Consider the following 15,284-nt stretch of genomic DNA (forward strand, 5'->3'; position numbering starts at 1 on the left):
AAACTTCGATCCTTGCGTTTAGTATTTTCAACAATTTACCTATAAACCTCGGCCTGTTGCAACAAAAAGCCGTCCGTTCGGCGAAAAGTCCTACCGAATATTCTTGACGCCTCTCAGGCAGTTAAGCGAGAGTGCGGCATTAACAAAACTTGAGGGTTTGCGTGCTGTGGACCAGAAAGCCGTATAAGAATAATCAAATTTCAGGCTGTTGGCGGAGGAAAGGCTGATGTCCTCCACGTTAGCCATCGCAGGTACCGAAGCCCAGACGGGGGCGCGCGGTGCAATCTCGCTGAGCGGGATTACGCGCATTTTCGCCGGCACGATTCCGGCTGTCGATCATATCGACCTTGAGATCAAGGCCGGCGAATTCTTCACCCTTCTCGGCCCCTCGGGTTGCGGCAAGACCACGCTCTTGCGGATGATCGCGGGTTTCGAGACGCCCGATGAGGGGCGGATTTTGATTTCCGGGCGGGAGATGCAGTCCGTGCCGGCGCATGAACGCCCGGTGAATACGGTGTTCCAGTCCTACGCGCTGTTTCCGCATCTCGATGTCGAGCAGAATATCGGCTTTGGCCTGCGCATGCGCGGGGTGAAATCGGCCGAGCGCAAGCAGCGTGTCGATGCGATCATGGAGATGATGCAGATCGGCGCTTTCGCCAAGCGCAAGGCCGCACAGCTCTCTGGCGGCCAACGCCAGCGTGTGGCGTTGGCGCGCGCGCTGGTGAATGAACCGGAAGTGGTGCTGCTGGACGAGCCGCTTTCCGCTTTGGATGCGAAGCTGCGCGCGGAATTGCAGATCGAGCTGCTGCGCATGCAGAAACGCCTTGGCATGACCTTCATCTTTGTCACCCATGACCAGCACGAGGCGCTGGTGATGTCCGACCGGATGGCGGTGATGAGCAAGGGCAGGATCCAGCAGATCGGCCCGGTGCTGGATGTGTATGAGCGGCCGCGCAATGTCTTTGTCGCGGAGTTTCTGGGGCTCTCCAATATCTGGCAGATCACCCCGATCAGCGACCATGAGGCGGAAACGCCTTTGGGGCGGCTCACCATTTCCGAAATGCTGCCGGCGGCGCGCATGGCGATGATCCGGCCGGAAAAGATCTGGCTTTATAGCGAGGATGCCGCGCCTTATGGCCGGCCCAACCAGTTTTTCGGCATCATCCGCGAAGCGATCTATATGGGGGCGGCGACGCAATATCGCGTCGAGGTCGGTGAGAATAAATTCGTGCTCGCTTACGACACCAACAACCAGGCGGCCGAGCGCAGCTGGCGGCCGGGGGAGAAGATCGTCGTTGAGCTGAAGCCCGAGAACATCATGTTGATCGAGCCATGAGCGGCGCTGTCACCGAAGTGGCGCTGGAGCAGGCGCGCCAGCGAAGGCGCCTGTGGATGACATCCGGCCCAGGATTATTCTGGATCGTTCTGTTTCTGTTGATCCCGAGCCTGGTGCTGCTGGGCATCGCCTTCATGAGCGCCGATGATTATGGGGCGCCGATCCTGCCGCTGTCGCTGCAGCCGTTCCAGCAGGTGGCGGGGTTTTCGCTGCTGGGTTGGGATGCGGGCAATATCTCCATCCTGCTGCGTTCGCTCCAGCAGGCGGGCATCGCCACGCTGGTCTCGGCGGTGTTGTCCTACCCGCTGGTGTTCTTCATCCTGTCACGTCCTGAACCCATCAGGCCGCTGCTGCTTTTGTTCATCGTGCTGCCGAGCTGGACCAACCAGGTGGTGCGCACCTATGCCTGGCTGGAACTGTTGGGGCCGAACGCGCCGCTGACCTGGGTGGCGCATCATCTGCATCTGGTAGCACCTGATCTGGGCATCGCCCCGGGCAGTTTCGCGGTGACCACCGGGCTTGCCTATAATTACCTGCCCTACATGATCGTGCCGCTCTACGCCTCGGCGGAGAAGCTGGACTGGACGCTGGTGGAAGCCGGGCGGGATCTCTACGCCTCTGGGGCCAAGCTGTTTTTCCATACCGTATTTCCCCAGACTCTGCCGGGGCTTTTGTCGGGTGTCATCTTCGTGGCCATCCCCGCTTTCGGCGATTACGTGGTGCCGCAACTGCTGGGTGGCGACAAGGCGTTGATGATCGGCTCGCTGATCGCCAACCAATTCACCGAAACGCCGGACTGGCCCTATGGTGCGGCGCTGACCTTGATCATGCTCGTCGTCACCGGGCTTGGGCTTGTCGCCTTCCGGGTGCTCAGCCGCAGGCTGGGCGGGGCCGAGGAGGCGTCGATATGATCCCGCGCAATGTCCGCCGCGCGCTGGCCGGTTTTTCCTGGCCGATCTATGTGCTGCTCTACACGCCCCTGGCGCTGGTGGCCTGGTATTCCTTCGCCCCGGCGCCGCATACGCAGGGGCTTTCGGTCTATGCCTACGGGGTGATGCTGCACGACCATAGCGTCTTCGCCGCCCTGCGCCGTTCGCTGATATTGGCGATCGGCTCGGCGATCATCTCCACCGTGCTGGGGGTGTTGCTGGGCTATGGGCTCTCGCGCTTTCGCACGCCCGGCGCGAAGGGCGTGCTGGCGAATATGCCCAGCCTGATCATCTACACGCCGATCATCATGCCGAGCCTGGTGTTTGGTATTTCGGAGCTGATTTTCTTCAATTTCGTGCATCGCTTCACCGGCCTGCTCGGCGCCGGGCTGGGCACGATGATGATCGCGCATATCACCTTCCAGGTCCCCTACGTGACGCTGACCGTGTTCGCGCGCCTGGCCGGGCTGGACCAGAATCTGTTCGATGCCGCGCATGATCTCTATGCCAACGGGTTGAAGAGCTTCTGGCACCTGATCGTGCCGGTGGTGCAGCCGGCGATCATCGGCGGTTTCCTGCTTGGCATCACCTTGTCGATCGATGATTTCACCATCAGCTTCTTCACCGCCGGCCCCGGCAGCGTCACCTTGCCGATCTATATTTACGGCGCCATCGCCCGCAAGGGTGTTACACCCGAGATCAACGCCATCGGCACGTTGATGATCGGTGCCGTCATTCTTCTCGCCGTGCTTCATTTCATCATCACCAGGCACCGCGCCCGCGGCGCCGAACTCGCAGCAAAAGGAACCATCTGATGAAACGCCTCTCCCTCCTCGCCGCCGGCGCGTTGGCGCTGGGGCTGGTCGCGCCGCAAATGGCGAAGGCCGACCAGCCGACTTTGAATCTGTTCATCTGGTCCGATTATATTTCGGAATCGATCATCGACGGGTTCGAGCTGCAATGTAACTGCAAAGTCGTCGAGACGGATTACGAGAGCAACGCCGAGATGGAGGCGAAGCTGCGCGCCGGCGGCGATTCGCAATATGACGTGGTGGTGCCGTCCTCCTACTACGTGCCGGAAATGGTCGATGAGGGCTTGCTGCAGCCGGTCGATCATACGGCGCTGACCAATTTCAAGAACCTCGCCGCCCGCTTCCAGAACCCGACCTACGACCCGGGCGACAAATATTCCATCCCCTACCAGTGGGGGACCACCGGTATTGTCTATGACCCGTCCAAGATCAAGGATCCTGGCGATGGCTGGGGGATCCTCTTCGACCCGAAGGTGAATCCGAACTATCCGTTCGTGATTCCGAAAGGCGAGGGGCGTGACCAGATCGGCGCCGCCTGCGCCTATCTCGGCTATGGCTTCAACTGCTCTGATCCGAAACAATGGATCGAGGCGGCGAAGCTGATCAAGGCGACCAAGGCGCGGCCGAATTTCGCCGGCTTCGTCGATGAAACGCCGGCGCGCGACCAGATGAAGCACGGGCTCATCGCCGCCTCCATGGCCTATAATGGTGATATCGCGGGCTGCAAGGCCGATGGCACCTGCCTGAAGCTGAAATTCTACCTGCCCAAGCAGGGCTCCGAAATCTGGGTGGATACCATGGCCATTCCCGCCCATGCCCCGCATCCTGATCTCGCCAACGAGTTCATCAACTACATACTGGATGCCAGCGTCGGCGCCTCGCTCTCCAACTTCAACCAATATGCCAGCCCGAATGCGGCAGCGCAGCCGCAGCTCTCTGGCATCATGAGCTCTGAGCTGATCACGCCCACCGCTGAACAGATGAAGAATCTGCAGTTCCTGGCCCCGCTCACCGGCGCCAAGTACAAGCTGTTCAACCAGATCTGGACCAGCGTACTGCAATAACCCGCGCGCGCGGCGCCTTTTTGGAGGTGCCGCGCCTTTTCATGAGGATAACATGAGTGAACAGATCAATCTGAAAGACTGGTTCGAGGAACATCGGATCACCGAAGTCGAGTGCCTGGTGCCCGACATTACCGGCATTCCCCGCGGCAAGATCATGCCGGCGGAGAAATTCATCAAAGGCGGCGCGCCGCGTCTGCCGGAGGCGATTTTCATTCAGTCCGTCACCGGCGAATATCCGGATGACCCGACCGACAAGCTGACCGATCCCGCGATCATCGACATCAAGCTGGTGCCGGATACCTCCACCGTGCGGCTGGTGCCCTGGGCGCATGAGCCGACCGCGCAGATCATCCATGATTGCCAATACGCGAACGGCACGCCGGTGCCGATCGCGCCTCGGCAAGTCCTGCAGCGTGTGCTGAAGCTTTACGAAGAGCGTGGCTGGCAGCCGGTGCTGGCGCCGGAGCTGGAATTCTATCTGGTCGGGCGCAATACCGATCCTGATTACCCGCTGGTGCCGCCGGTTGGCCGCTCCGGCCGCCAGGAGAGCGGACGGCAAGCCTACTCGATCGACGCGGTGAACGAGTTCGATCCGCTGTTCGAGGAAATGTATGATTTCTGCGACCTGCAGGAGATGGATCTCGACACGCTGATCCATGAGGAAGGGGCGGCGCAGGTGGAGATCAACCTGCTGCATGGCGACCCGCTGCACCGTGCGGACCAGGTGTTCCTGTTCAAGCGGACGGTGCGTGAGGTGGCGCTGCGGCATAATATCTACGCCACCTTCATGGCCAAGCCGATGAGCAATGAGCCGGGCAGTGCGATGCATGTGCATCAGAGCATCGTCGATCCGAAAACCGGCAAGAACCTCTTCGCTGGCGCCGACGGTAAGGCCAGCCCCTTGTTCAAGAGCTATCTCGCCGGCCTGCAGAAATATATTCCCGCGACCATGCCGATTTTCGCGCCGAATGTGAATTCCTATCGCCGGCTCACGCGTTTTTCCAACGCGCCGATCAATCTGCAATGGGGCTATGACAACCGCACTTGCGGGTTGCGCGTGCCCTTTGGCGATGCGGCGGCGATGCGCGTGGAAAACCGGGTGCCGGGGGCGGATGCGAATCCGTATCTGGCTTTCGCGGCGACGCTGGCCTGCGGCTATCTTGGTATGGTGCAGGAGTTGCAGGGTACGCCTGAGCAGATCGGCTCCGCTTACGCGGGTGAGTACACGCTGCCGCGCGAGTTGTCCCATGCGCTGGATCTGATGGACCGCTCGGCGGAAATCCGCGAGGTGTTGGGCGACCAGATTGTCGATGTACTGGTGGCGGTGAAGCGGCTGGAATACGAGACCTATCTGCGGGTGATCTCGTCCTGGGAGCGCGAGCATCTGTTGCTGAACGTCTAAAAGTTTTTTGGTGCCGCTTTTTTACAAAAAAGCGGCGAAAACGTTGGGGGCGGTGGCGACGACGGTGCCACTACCCCGAACGTCTGTGGGGACTTTTTGAAAAAAGTCCCCACACCCCCAAAAACTTCTAAAACTTTAGGCCCTCGGATGGATAACAATTATTACCATGCCACGCGGCGTGTGGATTGTGCCGCGCCGGCGTTGGATCAGGATATTGAGACGGATGTCGCCATTATCGGTGGCGGCATCTCGGGCGTTTCCGCGGCGCTGCATCTGGCCGAGCGCGGCTTTCGGCCGGTGCTGCTGGAAGCCAAACAGATCGGCTGGGGCGCGTCCGGACGCAATGGCGGCCAGGTGCTGCCGGGCTTTGGCGCCGGGCAGCATAAAATCACCCAGCTCGTCGGCGCCCAGGAGGCGCGCAAGCTGTGGGACATGTCGGTGGAGGCGGTGGATCTGCTTTATGCCCGCATCGCCCAGCATGATATCCCCTGCGATCCGCGCCACGGCTATCTGCATGCCGCCCTGAAGCCCCGCCATGTGCGGGAGCTGCGCGAGGAGCAGGAGGCGCTGGCGAAACTCGGTGCGCCCGTCGGGGCGCTGCTGGAAGGGGCGGCATTGCGCGCCCGTCTCGCCAGCCCGCGCTATATTGCGGCGCTGGAGGATAAGCTCGCCGGGCATGTGCATCCGCTGAACTACACGCTGGGCCTGGCCAACGCGGCGCAGGCGGCCGGGGCGCGGATGTTTGCGGGCAGCCCGGTTGCGCGCATCGAGGAGGGCGATATTGTCACCTTGCATGTCGGTGCCCGCCGGGTGCGGGCGAAGCATCTCATCATCGCCGGCGGGGCCTATCTGGAGGGGCTGGAAAAGCGCCTGCGCGGCTATGTCATGCCGGTCGGCACCTATGTGATGGCGACCGAGCCGCGGGCCGATGTGCGCGCGCTCATTCCCGGCAACGAGGCAGTGGCGGATCTGAATTTCGTGCTGGATTATTATCGCCGCTCGGCGGATGACCGCATGCTCTTCGGCGGCCGCGTCTCTTATTCAAAGCGCCCGCCGCGTAATCTGGGGGCGGCGATGCTGGCGCGGGCGGTGAAGGTGTTCCCGCAGCTCAAAGATGCCAAGGTGGAGTTCGCCTGGGGCGGGTTCGTCGACATCACCCGCAACCGCGCCCCGCATTTCGGCCGGCTGGGGCGCAATATCCTGTTCCTGGAAGGCTTCTCCGGGCATGGGCTGGCCCTCACCGGCCTGGCCGGCAAGCTGGCGGCGGAGGCGGTGGCGGGGCAGGCGGAGCGGTTTGACGTCTTCGCCCGCATCCCGCATGCGCGTTTCCCCGGTGGCGAGGCGCTGCGCACCCCGGCTCTGGTGCTGGCGACGAGCTGGTTCAGGCTGCGCGATTTGCTTTGAGTTTGCCACTTGAGGCCTTAAGTGCAGTATAATCCGGTTACGGTTCTGTTCTTGAAGGCTTGAAAGCATGTCGGTTCGCAAATTCCTTCTTCCTGTCAGCAGCATGGAGTCCGCCGCGGCGGCGCTGCAGGCCGGGCTGCTGCTGGCCCGCATGTGGAATGCGCATCTGGAGGTGCTGCATATCCAGTCCGACACGCGTGAGATCGCCCCGTTCGCGGGGGAAGGGCTGTCGGGCGCGCTGATCGAGGACATGATGAGTGCGACCGAACGCGAGGGCGGGGTGCGTGTGCGCGGGCTGCAGGCGCTTTTCGCGGAGGCGACGGAAGCCGCCGTGGTGCCGATTGCCGCCGCGCATCGTGGCACCAATGAGCCGAGTGCCAGCTTCACCACCCTCACCGGGCGCGAGGAGCAGCTGGTGGCGCATAAAGCGCGTCTGGCGGACCTGACCATCGTGCCGCACCCGCTCTCCGGCGAGGATGTCTCCGCCGCCGAGGCGCTGCATGCGGTGCTGTTCGATTCCGGCCGCCCGGTGCTGCTGGCACCGGTGGCGCCGCCCGCCAGCATCGGCAAGCGCATCGCCATTGCCTGGAATGGCACCTCCTATGCGGCCTCGGCCCTCGCCTCCGCCATGCCCTTCGTGCGCCAGGCGGAAGCGGTGCGGATTCTGGTGTGCGAGGATTATACCCGCCCCGGCCCCAGCGCGCAGGAGGTGCGCGACTATATCTCGCATCACGGCGTCGAGGCCGACATCGCCATGTTCACGTCGGTGGAGCGCAATATCGGCGCCGGGCTGCTGGCGGCGGCGCGCGCCTTCAATGCGGATCTGCTGACCATGGGGGCCTATTCCACCTCCTCACGCCTGCGCCAGCTGATCCTGGGCGGGATTACCCGGCATGTGCTGGAAAACGCGCATCTCTCGGTGCTGATGAACCGCTGAGGCCGGGTTTTCCGGGCATTTCGCGGCAAATCTGGCGCTGATCTGAAACAATCTCCCCGCGGATTGAAACGAGCGCGCATGGGGGGTGAAGAAATGTAACCCCCGGGGCTGTTACAATTGAGATCGCGCCCCCCTAGTGGCATTTAAGTCACACATCGCCGTTCAGCGGCCCCATTGTCCAGTCAGACGCAGGAGATAGATCATGATCAAACAATACCGGACGCGTGCCACGGCTTCCGCTTTTGCCCTGCTGGGCGCCACGGCCCTGGCTGCTGTCAGCGTTGTGCCGGCCATGGCCGCCGACCCGTCCATGGACGCGACCCAGGTGGTGCAGAAGAATTTCACCCCGGTGCCAGATTTCTCGCCCCTGGTGAAAGCGGTGATGCCGGCGGTGGTCTCCGTCGATGTGAAGCTGAAACTGGACCAGGCCGCCGATGACAGCAGCTCCGGGCCCCAGGCGCAGAACGGCTTGCCGCCGGGCTTTCCGCAGATCCCTGGCTTTCCGCCCGGTTTTCCTTTTGGCTTCAGTGGCCCGCAGCAGCAGCCGCAGGCGATTGAGGCCAAGGGCTCGGGCTTCATCATCGATGCCAACGGCACCATCGTCACCAATAACCATGTGGTGAAGGGCGCGAAGACCGTGACGGTGACGCTCTCCAACGGCGATACCTACCCGGCGAAGATTCTCGGCACCGATCCCAAGACCGATCTGGCGGTGTTGAAGATCGACGCGAAGAAGCCGCTGCCCTATGTCGAGCTGGGCGATTCCAAGGATGTCGAGCCCGGCCAGTGGGTGATCGCGATGGGCAACCCGTTCGGGCTGGGCAATACGGTGACGACGGGTGTGGTCTCCGCCCTGGGCCGCGATATCGGCGATGGCCCGTATGACCGTTTCATCCAGACCGATGCGCCGATCAATGAAGGCAATTCCGGCGGGCCGCTGTTCAACCAGAAAGGCCAGGTGATCGGCATCAATACCGCCATCCTGTCGCCCTCCGGCGGCTCGGTCGGCATCGGCTTCTCCATTCCCTCCGACATGATCAAGCGCGTGGTCACCCAGCTGGTGGCGCATGGCAAGGTGACGCGCGGCTTCCTCGGCGTTTCCGCGCAGATGATCTCGCCGCAGATGGCGCAGGCGCTGAAGCTGCCGATGAGCAACCCGAACAAGGATGGCGCGCTGATCGCCGCCGTGGCGCCGAACAGCCCGGCCGCCAAGGCGGGGCTGAAGGCGGGCGACGTGATCACCGCCGTGAACGGCCAGGCCGTGACCAATCCGGGCGATCTGGCCGAGGACATCGCCAATATCGACCCGAGCGGCAAGGCCGACATCACCTATCTGCATGGTGGCAAGTCGCAGGATGTCAGCGTCGCGGTGGAAGAGATGCCGAGCAACCCGGATGCCAGCTTCGAGCACGGCAATAGCGGCAATGGCGGCAGCCAGCAGAATGCCTCGCCGGCGGCGCTGGGCGTGACCTTGGCGCCGCTGACGCCGGATCTGCGCAACCAGCTCAACCTGCCGGATGATGCCTCGGGCGCGGTGATCGTGAATGTGAAGCCGAACTCGCCGGCGGATCAGGCCGGGCTGCAGCAGGGCGATCTGCTGGTCGGAGTCGGCGCCACGGATGTGAACAGCCCGGATGAGGCGGTGAACGCGATCAAGGCCGCGCGCAAGGGCGGGGCGGATGCGGTGGCGCTGCGCATCGTACGCCAGGGCCAGGCTCTGTTCGTCGGCATCGCCCTGGGCGACGGCAAAAACGGAAACTGACAAAAGTTTTTGAGGGTGCGGGGAACTTTTTCCAAAAAGTTCCCCGCACGGGCCGGTGCCAGGGCACCGGCCTTTTTTATTACCCCAGCAACCGCCCGATCACCCGCGCGGTATAATCAACCACCGGAATGATCTTCCCGTAATTGATCCGCGTCGGCCCGATCACCCCGATCGCGCCCACGATCCGGTCCTGCGCATTGCGCGCCGGGGCGACGATCATCGAGACGCCGGCGGAGCCAAACAGCCCCGATTCGGCGCCGATGAAAATCCGCACCCCGTCCGATTCCTCGGCCAGATCCAGCAGCTTCAGCAGCGTCTCCTCGGTTTCCAGCCGCTCGAACAGAGCCTGGATGGCGGAGAGTTTTTCGAGCTGGTCGATATCCTCCAGAAGCCGCCCCTGGCCGCGCAGAATCAGCGAGCCGGAGCGCCCTTCCTGGCCCCAGGTGGCGAGCCCGGCTTCGATGACGGCGCTGGTCAGCTCGTCCAGCGCGCTGCGGTCGGCGGTCAGCTCGGCGCGTACCCGGCCGCGCAGCTCGGTGAGGGTGAGGCCGGCGAGCTGGGCGTTGAGGAAATTGCTGGCCTGCTGCAGGGCCGAGGGCGGCAGGCCGGGCGGGGTTTCGATGATGCGGTTTTCCACCTGGCCATCGGCGGAGACCAGCACCACCAGCGCGCGCCCCGGCGAGAGCGGCACGAATTCGATATGTTTCACCGGCCCTTCGCCCTTCGGGGCCAGCACCAGCCCGGCGGCGGCGGACAGGCCGGAGAGCAAGGTGGAGGCCTGGGCCAGCGTATCCTGCATCGAGCGGCCGGAGCCGGCGAGGGCGAGGTTGATATTGGTCCGCTCCTCCTCCGAAAGCTCGCCGAATTGCAGCAGCCCGTCCACGAACAGCCGCAGGCCGCGATCCGTCGGCAGCCGGCCGGCGGAGGTGTGGGGGGAGAAGAGCAGCCCGGCATCGGTGAGGTCCGCCATCACGTTGCGGATGGTGGCGGGCGAAAGCTTGTGCGGAAGCAGGCGCGAAAGGGTGCGGCTGCCCACCGGCTCGCCGGTTTCGACATATTGTTCGACGATTTCGCGCAGCACGGCGGCGGAGCGTATGTCGAGCCCGGGCGGGAGCCGGGGGGGAGGGGATTTCTGTCTATGGTCCATCGGGCTAGGCTCGGATAATAGCACGGCGCAGCAAAATGTAAGGAGTCAGATCATGCGGCCCTCCGGCAGAGAATTCAACGCCCTGCGCCAGGTCTCCATCGAGACCGGGTTTTCCCATCATGCCGAGGGCTCGGCGCTGATCCGCATGGGGCGTACCGAGGTGCTGTGCACCGCCAGCGTCGAGGGGCGGGTGCCGCCGTTCATGCGTGGCCAGGGCGAGGGCTGGGTGACGGCTGAGTACGGTATGCTGCCGCGCGCCACCCATACGCGCGGCGAGCGCGAGGCGGCGCGGGGCAAGCAATCCGGCCGCACCCAGGAGATCCAGCGGCTGATCGGGCGCAGCTTGCGCGCCGTGATCGACCGCAAGGCGATGGGCGAGATCACCGTGACGCTGGATTGCGACGTGCTGAATGCCGATGGCGGCACGCGCTGTGCGGCGATCAGCGGCGCCTATGTGGCGATGGTGCTGGCTTTCCGGCAGCTGAAGGCGAAAAATGTGATCAAATCCATGCCGATGCTGGGGCAGGTGGCGGCGGTGTCCTGTGGGATTTATCAGGGCAACCCCGTGCTGGATCTGGATTATGCCGAGGATTCGGCGGCGGATGCGGATGCGAATTTCATCCTGACGGCGGCGGGCGGGATTGTGGAAATCCAGGCGACGGCGGAGAAATCCAGCTTTGACGAGGCCGCCTTCAACAAGCTGTTGGGCCTGGCCCGGCAGGGGACGGCGGAGTTGTTCAAGGCCCAGAAAACGGCGTTGGGTTAAGTTGTTCGGGGTGGTGACGACGACGCTGCCACCACCCCGAACGTTTGTGGGGACTTTTTGAAAAAAGTCCCCACACCCCCAAAAACTTTTGCAAATTTGGGTGAGAAGGGCAGGGGCTATGAATATCGGGCTGATTGTGGCGGCGGGGCGGGGCTATCGCGTGGGCGGGCCGTTGCCGAAGCAATATCTGCCGCTCAAAGGCGCGCCGATTCTGCGCCACACCATCCAGGCCCTCACCCGCCATCCGGAAATCGACGCGGTGCAGGTGCTGATCCACCCGGACGATCAGGCTTTGTATGGCGAGGCCACGGACGGTCTGGAGAAGCTGCTCGCCGTGCGCTTCGGCGGCAAGGAGCGGCAGGATAGCGTGCGGCTGGGGCTGGAAGCGATCGCTGTGTTGAAGCCGGATAATGTGCTGATCCACGACGCGGTGCGCCCCTTCATCGCGCTGGAGACCATCTCGGCGGTGCTGGAGGTGCTCGGGCGCGGCGCCTCGGCCATCGTCGGCGTGCCGCTCGCCGATACGCTCAAGCGCGTGCAGGACGGGGTGGTCGCGGGAACGGTCAGCCGCGCCGGGCTCTGGCGCGCGCAAACCCCGCAGGGCTTTCGCTTCCAGGATATCTATAAGGCCCACCGCCACGCGGTGCAGACCGCGCCGGAGACGGATTTCACCGACGATGCGATGATCGCCGAGCATGCCGGGCTGCGGGTGGAGATGGTGCTCGGGGCGGAGGATAATTTCAAGATCACCACCGCCGCCGATCTGCTTCGGGCCGAGGCCATGCTGGCCGGCTGAGGGCACGGCTCAGTCGTAAATCCCGCCTTCCCGGCTGGGCCCGGCCTTGTCGAGCTTGGTCTTCATCACCCGCACCAGCTTGGCGATGGAGGCCATCGTGACCTTCCCGTTATCGATCGGCGAGATGACATCCATGCTGAATTCATTCCTGAATTTGGCCGGGATAATCAGCGCGGTGGCATGGCCTTCCGCCATGTTCATTTGCCGTTGATTAAGGACGCCACGGCTCACGCCGCCGCCATCGCGCTGGAGATACTGGTCGTAATCGAGACCGCTGAGTACCTTATTCGTGAGGGGCTTCTTTGACGTGCCCCTCAGCCAGTTCGTCAGCCCCTCCACCCCGCTCGTCGTCTTGACCAGCCCAAATTTGACGGTGTTGTTGCTGAGCTGTTGCATGCCGCCACGCACGCCGCTGAGCGTGGTGCTCTTATGCTTGCTGCTGTCACCGACCCGCGTGGCCCAGACGAAGACCTGCCCGGAAATCGGCCTTTCGAAGAGCCTTCCGGTGCAGCTGGCGAGGCCGTCGATCAGCGTGGTCATGGTCTTGGCGTAGAGCGCCAAGCCTTTGTCGCCGGTGAAATCGATCAGCATGGGGGAGTAGCGTTCCCTGTTCTCGACCAGGGGCGGGGAAACGCTCGCAAAGGTTTCGATGATATGGTGAGCATTATTTTGATCCAGAAGATCGGCAACATTGAAAGGACATTGATAAACCCGAATGATACGCTCCGACGAGGCCATTTTTAATGGTTTCGGTATTCTTTTATCGCAATATATAGCAATTCGAAATAATTTTAGCTAGGCTTGGTGCAAGGCGCGTTCTGGCGCGGGCTGGGGTTTGCGCCTAAATTCGAGTCGCTTTGCTGGAGGAGCGACATATGGCACCGAAAATCATCTATCTGGTTCCGGTTCTCAGCGCGCTGGCGCTGCCCGCCGCGGCGCAGACCGCGCCCGCGCAGACCAATCTGTTGCTGAGTGCCGAAGGCAGCGTCAAGGTCGAGCCGGATGAGGCGGTGGCGCAGTTCAATGTGCAGGCGGATGCGCCGAACGCCGCCGCCGCCCAGGCCAAGGTGAACCAGGCGATGAGCAAGGCGCTGGCCGCGGCAAAGGCCTTGCCGAATGTGGTGGCCACCACCGGCGGCTATAACAGCTACGCCAGCACCCCGAACGGCCAAACCCGGCCGCAATTCACCGCGACGCAGAGCCTGACCCTGACCCAGCCGGATAAAGGCGGCGTGCCGGACAAGGCGTTTACCGATTTGCTCGGCCAGTTGCAGGCGGATGGGCTGCTGCTCAACGGGCTCAGCGGCGACCTCTCCGATGCCGGGCGGCAGAGCGCGCAGCGCGATGCGATCCGCGACGCGTTGGCGCATCTGCGCGCCGAGGCGGCGGATATTGCCGATACGCTGCATAAAAAGGTCGGCGCGCTGAAGCAGTTGAGCGTGAATGGCGCCTCCGCGCCGTTGCCGCCCGGCCCCAGGGTGATGATGATGAAGGCCGCCGCCGCGGCGCCGCAATTGGCACCTGACAAGGTGACCATCAGCGCCAGCGTGTCGGCGCAGATCGAGCTGACCAGCACCGGGAATTAGAGCTTCGCGCTTCAGGCGAGGCTAAGCCGCCCAGCCGGCGGTTTGCGCCTCGCGCCTTGCTTCGTCCTCGATATGCTCGGCCAGCCGGTCGGTCACCGGCTGCGGGGCGTTTTTGCCCTTCAGCATCAGCACGCAGAAATCCGGCAGTTTCGGCAGCCCGTCCTCGCCTGGGCGTAAGGCACGGGTGCCTTCCGGCAGCCGGTTGGGAATGCCGCAGGTCACCGCTAGCCCGGCCAGAACCGGCACCAGCGAGCCGATGGCGCTGCCCGAGACATAGGCGATGCGATAGGGCAGGTGGGCCTCATCCAGCCCGCGCAAGGCGGCGCGCCGCCAGCTGCAATCATGCTCGGCCAGGGCCAGAGGCAGCGGGTCCAGCTTGTGCGGGGCGAAGCGGGTCGAGGTGATCCAGGCCAGCGGGCCACGAATCAGCTCTTGAGCCGGCCAGTTGCGCGTCTCATGCCCTTCGGAAATCAGCGACAGATCCAGCTGCCCGGCCTTCAGCCGGCCCATCAGCTCGGTTGAGGGCAGGCAGACCACCTCCACCTCCACCGCCGGATGGGTCTGGGCGAAGCGACGCAGCGCGCCGGGGAGGAATTGCAGGGCGTAATCATCCGGGGTGCCCAGACGCACCTTGCCGCTGATCTCCGGCGCCTGGAAGGCGGACCAGATGGAATCATTGAGCACCAGCAGCTCGCGCGCGCGGGAGAGCAGATATTGCCCGTGCGGCGTCAGCTCGATGCCTTCGCCCCGGCCGCGCTTGAGCAGCGTCTTGCCCAGAATATCCTCCAGCTTGCGCATCTGCATGGAAATCGCCGCCTGGGTGCGGCCCACGCGTGCACCGGCGCGGGTGAAGTTCTGCTCCTCCGCCACATAGATGAAGGCGCGCAACAGATCGGGATCGAGACCGGCGGGGAGGGGCATAGGATAAGATTATGTGATTTTTACGATAACAACAATTCGTTTTTCTTATTCAACCCGTGCGCCTAGATTTTCCGTCAGTGAAACAACACACGGAGTGAAGACCAAGCTGAGCATTGCCGAGCGGGTAAAGGCGGCGGCATCGCCGCACCCGGTGACGCGGCCGAACGGGCTCTGGGCGCGGATCATGCGGATGCGCAATGTGATCGTGGGGCGGCGGGCGATCATGCGCATGGATGCGCGCATGCTTGGCGATATCGGCCTCTCCCACGCCGAAGCGTTGGAAGAGGTTAACCGCAAACCCTGGGACGACACGCCCCGCCCGCGCTGAAAAATCAAAAGTTTTTGGGGGGTCTGGGGCGCTTTTTTCAAAAAGCGCCCCAGAGTCTTTGCCAAAAAAAGAGCGGCCCGAGGCCGCTCTTTTT

At 63.3% G+C, this 15,284-nt stretch carries 15 protein-coding genes; 12 read left to right on the plus strand and 3 right to left on the minus strand.

Annotation, left to right across the window (positions count from 1 at the left end; genetic code table 11):
- Positions 1 to 226: 226 nt before the first annotated feature.
- The 8 genes from T331_RS0110450 to T331_RS0110485 all read left to right on the plus strand — a co-directional run bounded on the left by T331_RS0110450 (position 227) and on the right by T331_RS0110485 (position 9,646).
- Positions 227 to 1,336, plus strand: coding sequence for an ABC transporter ATP-binding protein (locus T331_RS0110450; protein ID WP_008492377.1), 1,110 nt, complete (start codon positions 227 to 229; stop codon positions 1,334 to 1,336).
- Positions 1,333 to 2,247: an ABC transporter permease gene (locus T331_RS0110455; RefSeq protein ID WP_008492378.1), complete on the plus strand. Its 915-nt coding sequence runs from the start codon at positions 1,333 to 1,335 to the stop codon at positions 2,245 to 2,247. The genes T331_RS0110450 and T331_RS0110455 overlap by 4 nt, the downstream gene beginning before the upstream one ends.
- The gene (locus tag T331_RS0110460) at positions 2,244 to 3,080 is read left to right on the plus strand and encodes an ABC transporter permease (protein WP_008492380.1); all 837 of its coding nucleotides are present in this window, start codon (positions 2,244 to 2,246) and stop codon (positions 3,078 to 3,080) included. Before T331_RS0110455 ends, T331_RS0110460 begins: the two co-directional genes overlap by 4 nt.
- Entirely contained in the window at positions 3,080 to 4,141 is a 1,062-nt protein-coding gene (locus T331_RS0110465; RefSeq protein ID WP_026439976.1) for a polyamine ABC transporter substrate-binding protein, read from the plus strand. The genes T331_RS0110460 and T331_RS0110465 overlap by 1 nt, the downstream gene beginning before the upstream one ends.
- Positions 4,142 to 4,193: 52 nt before the next feature.
- Entirely contained in the window at positions 4,194 to 5,543 is a 1,350-nt protein-coding gene (locus tag T331_RS0110470; RefSeq protein WP_008492382.1) for a glutamine synthetase family protein, read from the plus strand.
- 147 nt (positions 5,544 to 5,690) lie between these two features.
- On the plus strand, positions 5,691 to 6,947 hold the full coding sequence (locus T331_RS0110475) for an NAD(P)/FAD-dependent oxidoreductase (RefSeq protein ID WP_026439977.1): 1,257 nt from the start codon (positions 5,691 to 5,693) through the stop codon (positions 6,945 to 6,947).
- A gap of 67 nt (positions 6,948 to 7,014) precedes the next feature.
- Entirely contained in the window at positions 7,015 to 7,884 is an 870-nt protein-coding gene (locus tag T331_RS0110480) for a universal stress protein (protein ID WP_008492384.1), read from the plus strand.
- Between the two features lie 202 nt (positions 7,885 to 8,086).
- Positions 8,087 to 9,646 carry a Do family serine endopeptidase gene (locus T331_RS0110485; protein ID WP_026439978.1) on the plus strand — a complete coding sequence of 520 codons (1,560 nt, stop codon included), beginning with the start codon at positions 8,087 to 8,089 and terminating at the stop codon, positions 9,644 to 9,646.
- A 79-nt stretch (positions 9,647 to 9,725) separates the two neighbouring features.
- Here T331_RS0110485 and hrcA read toward each other — a convergent pair whose 3' ends face one another.
- A complete protein-coding gene (hrcA, locus tag T331_RS0110490) occupies positions 9,726 to 10,793 on the minus strand; it encodes a heat-inducible transcriptional repressor HrcA (RefSeq protein WP_008492387.1) in 1,068 nt (355 codons plus the stop codon).
- 52 nt (positions 10,794 to 10,845) lie between these two features.
- On the opposite strand from hrcA, the gene rph reads away from it, so the two are divergent.
- Both rph and ispD read left to right on the plus strand, forming a co-directional pair.
- A complete protein-coding gene (gene rph / locus T331_RS0110495; protein WP_026439979.1) occupies positions 10,846 to 11,559 on the plus strand; it encodes a ribonuclease PH in 714 nt (237 codons plus the stop codon).
- A gap of 118 nt (positions 11,560 to 11,677) precedes the next feature.
- On the plus strand, positions 11,678 to 12,355 hold the full coding sequence (ispD, locus tag T331_RS0110500; protein ID WP_026439980.1) for a 2-C-methyl-D-erythritol 4-phosphate cytidylyltransferase: 678 nt from the start codon (positions 11,678 to 11,680) through the stop codon (positions 12,353 to 12,355).
- A gap of 9 nt (positions 12,356 to 12,364) precedes the next feature.
- Here ispD and T331_RS0110505 read toward each other — a convergent pair whose 3' ends face one another.
- Positions 12,365 to 13,093, minus strand: a complete 729-nt coding sequence (locus tag T331_RS0110505; protein ID WP_026439981.1) for a hypothetical protein — start codon at positions 13,091 to 13,093, stop codon at positions 12,365 to 12,367.
- Positions 13,094 to 13,230: 137 nt separating this feature from the next.
- Here T331_RS0110505 and T331_RS0110510 point away from each other — a divergent pair, with 137 nt between their 5' ends.
- Positions 13,231 to 13,941 carry an SIMPL domain-containing protein gene (locus T331_RS0110510; RefSeq protein WP_026439982.1) on the plus strand — a complete coding sequence of 237 codons (711 nt, stop codon included), beginning with the start codon at positions 13,231 to 13,233 and terminating at the stop codon, positions 13,939 to 13,941.
- A gap of 21 nt (positions 13,942 to 13,962) precedes the next feature.
- Here the strand turns inward: T331_RS0110510 and T331_RS0110515 are convergent, their stop codons facing one another.
- Positions 13,963 to 14,862: a LysR substrate-binding domain-containing protein gene (locus tag T331_RS0110515; protein WP_026439983.1), complete on the minus strand. Its 900-nt coding sequence runs from the start codon at positions 14,860 to 14,862 to the stop codon at positions 13,963 to 13,965.
- 94 nt (positions 14,863 to 14,956) lie between these two features.
- On the opposite strand from T331_RS0110515, the gene T331_RS20285 reads away from it, so the two are divergent.
- On the plus strand, positions 14,957 to 15,190 hold the full coding sequence (locus T331_RS20285; protein ID WP_026439984.1) for a DUF1127 domain-containing protein: 234 nt from the start codon (positions 14,957 to 14,959) through the stop codon (positions 15,188 to 15,190).
- Positions 15,191 to 15,284 lie beyond the last annotated feature (94 nt).

It is taken from the genome of Acidocella facilis ATCC 35904 (assembly GCF_000687875.1).
Classification (GTDB): Bacteria; Pseudomonadota; Alphaproteobacteria; order Acetobacterales; family Acetobacteraceae; genus Acidocella; species Acidocella facilis.

Coding starts and splice junctions, on each gene's coding strand:
- T331_RS0110450 (WP_008492377.1), top strand. CDS start 227: ATGTCCTCCACGTTAGCCATCGCAGGTACCGAAGCCCAGACGGGGGCG.
- T331_RS0110455 (WP_008492378.1), top strand. CDS start 1,333: ATGAGCGGCGCTGTCACCGAAGTGGCGCTGGAGCAGGCGCGCCAGCGA.
- T331_RS0110460 (WP_008492380.1), top strand. CDS start 2,244: ATGATCCCGCGCAATGTCCGCCGCGCGCTGGCCGGTTTTTCCTGGCCG.
- T331_RS0110465 (WP_026439976.1), top strand. CDS start 3,080: ATGAAACGCCTCTCCCTCCTCGCCGCCGGCGCGTTGGCGCTGGGGCTG.
- T331_RS0110470 (WP_008492382.1), top strand. CDS start 4,194: ATGAGTGAACAGATCAATCTGAAAGACTGGTTCGAGGAACATCGGATC.
- T331_RS0110475 (WP_026439977.1), top strand. CDS start 5,691: ATGGATAACAATTATTACCATGCCACGCGGCGTGTGGATTGTGCCGCG.
- T331_RS0110480 (WP_008492384.1), top strand. CDS start 7,015: ATGTCGGTTCGCAAATTCCTTCTTCCTGTCAGCAGCATGGAGTCCGCC.
- T331_RS0110485 (WP_026439978.1), top strand. CDS start 8,087: ATGATCAAACAATACCGGACGCGTGCCACGGCTTCCGCTTTTGCCCTG.
- hrcA (WP_008492387.1), bottom strand. CDS start 10,793: ATGGACCATAGACAGAAATCCCCTCCCCCCCGGCTCCCGCCCGGGCTC.
- rph (WP_026439979.1), top strand. CDS start 10,846: ATGCGGCCCTCCGGCAGAGAATTCAACGCCCTGCGCCAGGTCTCCATC.
- ispD (WP_026439980.1), top strand. CDS start 11,678: ATGAATATCGGGCTGATTGTGGCGGCGGGGCGGGGCTATCGCGTGGGC.
- T331_RS0110505 (WP_026439981.1), bottom strand. CDS start 13,093: ATGGCCTCGTCGGAGCGTATCATTCGGGTTTATCAATGTCCTTTCAAT.
- T331_RS0110510 (WP_026439982.1), top strand. CDS start 13,231: ATGGCACCGAAAATCATCTATCTGGTTCCGGTTCTCAGCGCGCTGGCG.
- T331_RS0110515 (WP_026439983.1), bottom strand. CDS start 14,862: ATGCCCCTCCCCGCCGGTCTCGATCCCGATCTGTTGCGCGCCTTCATC.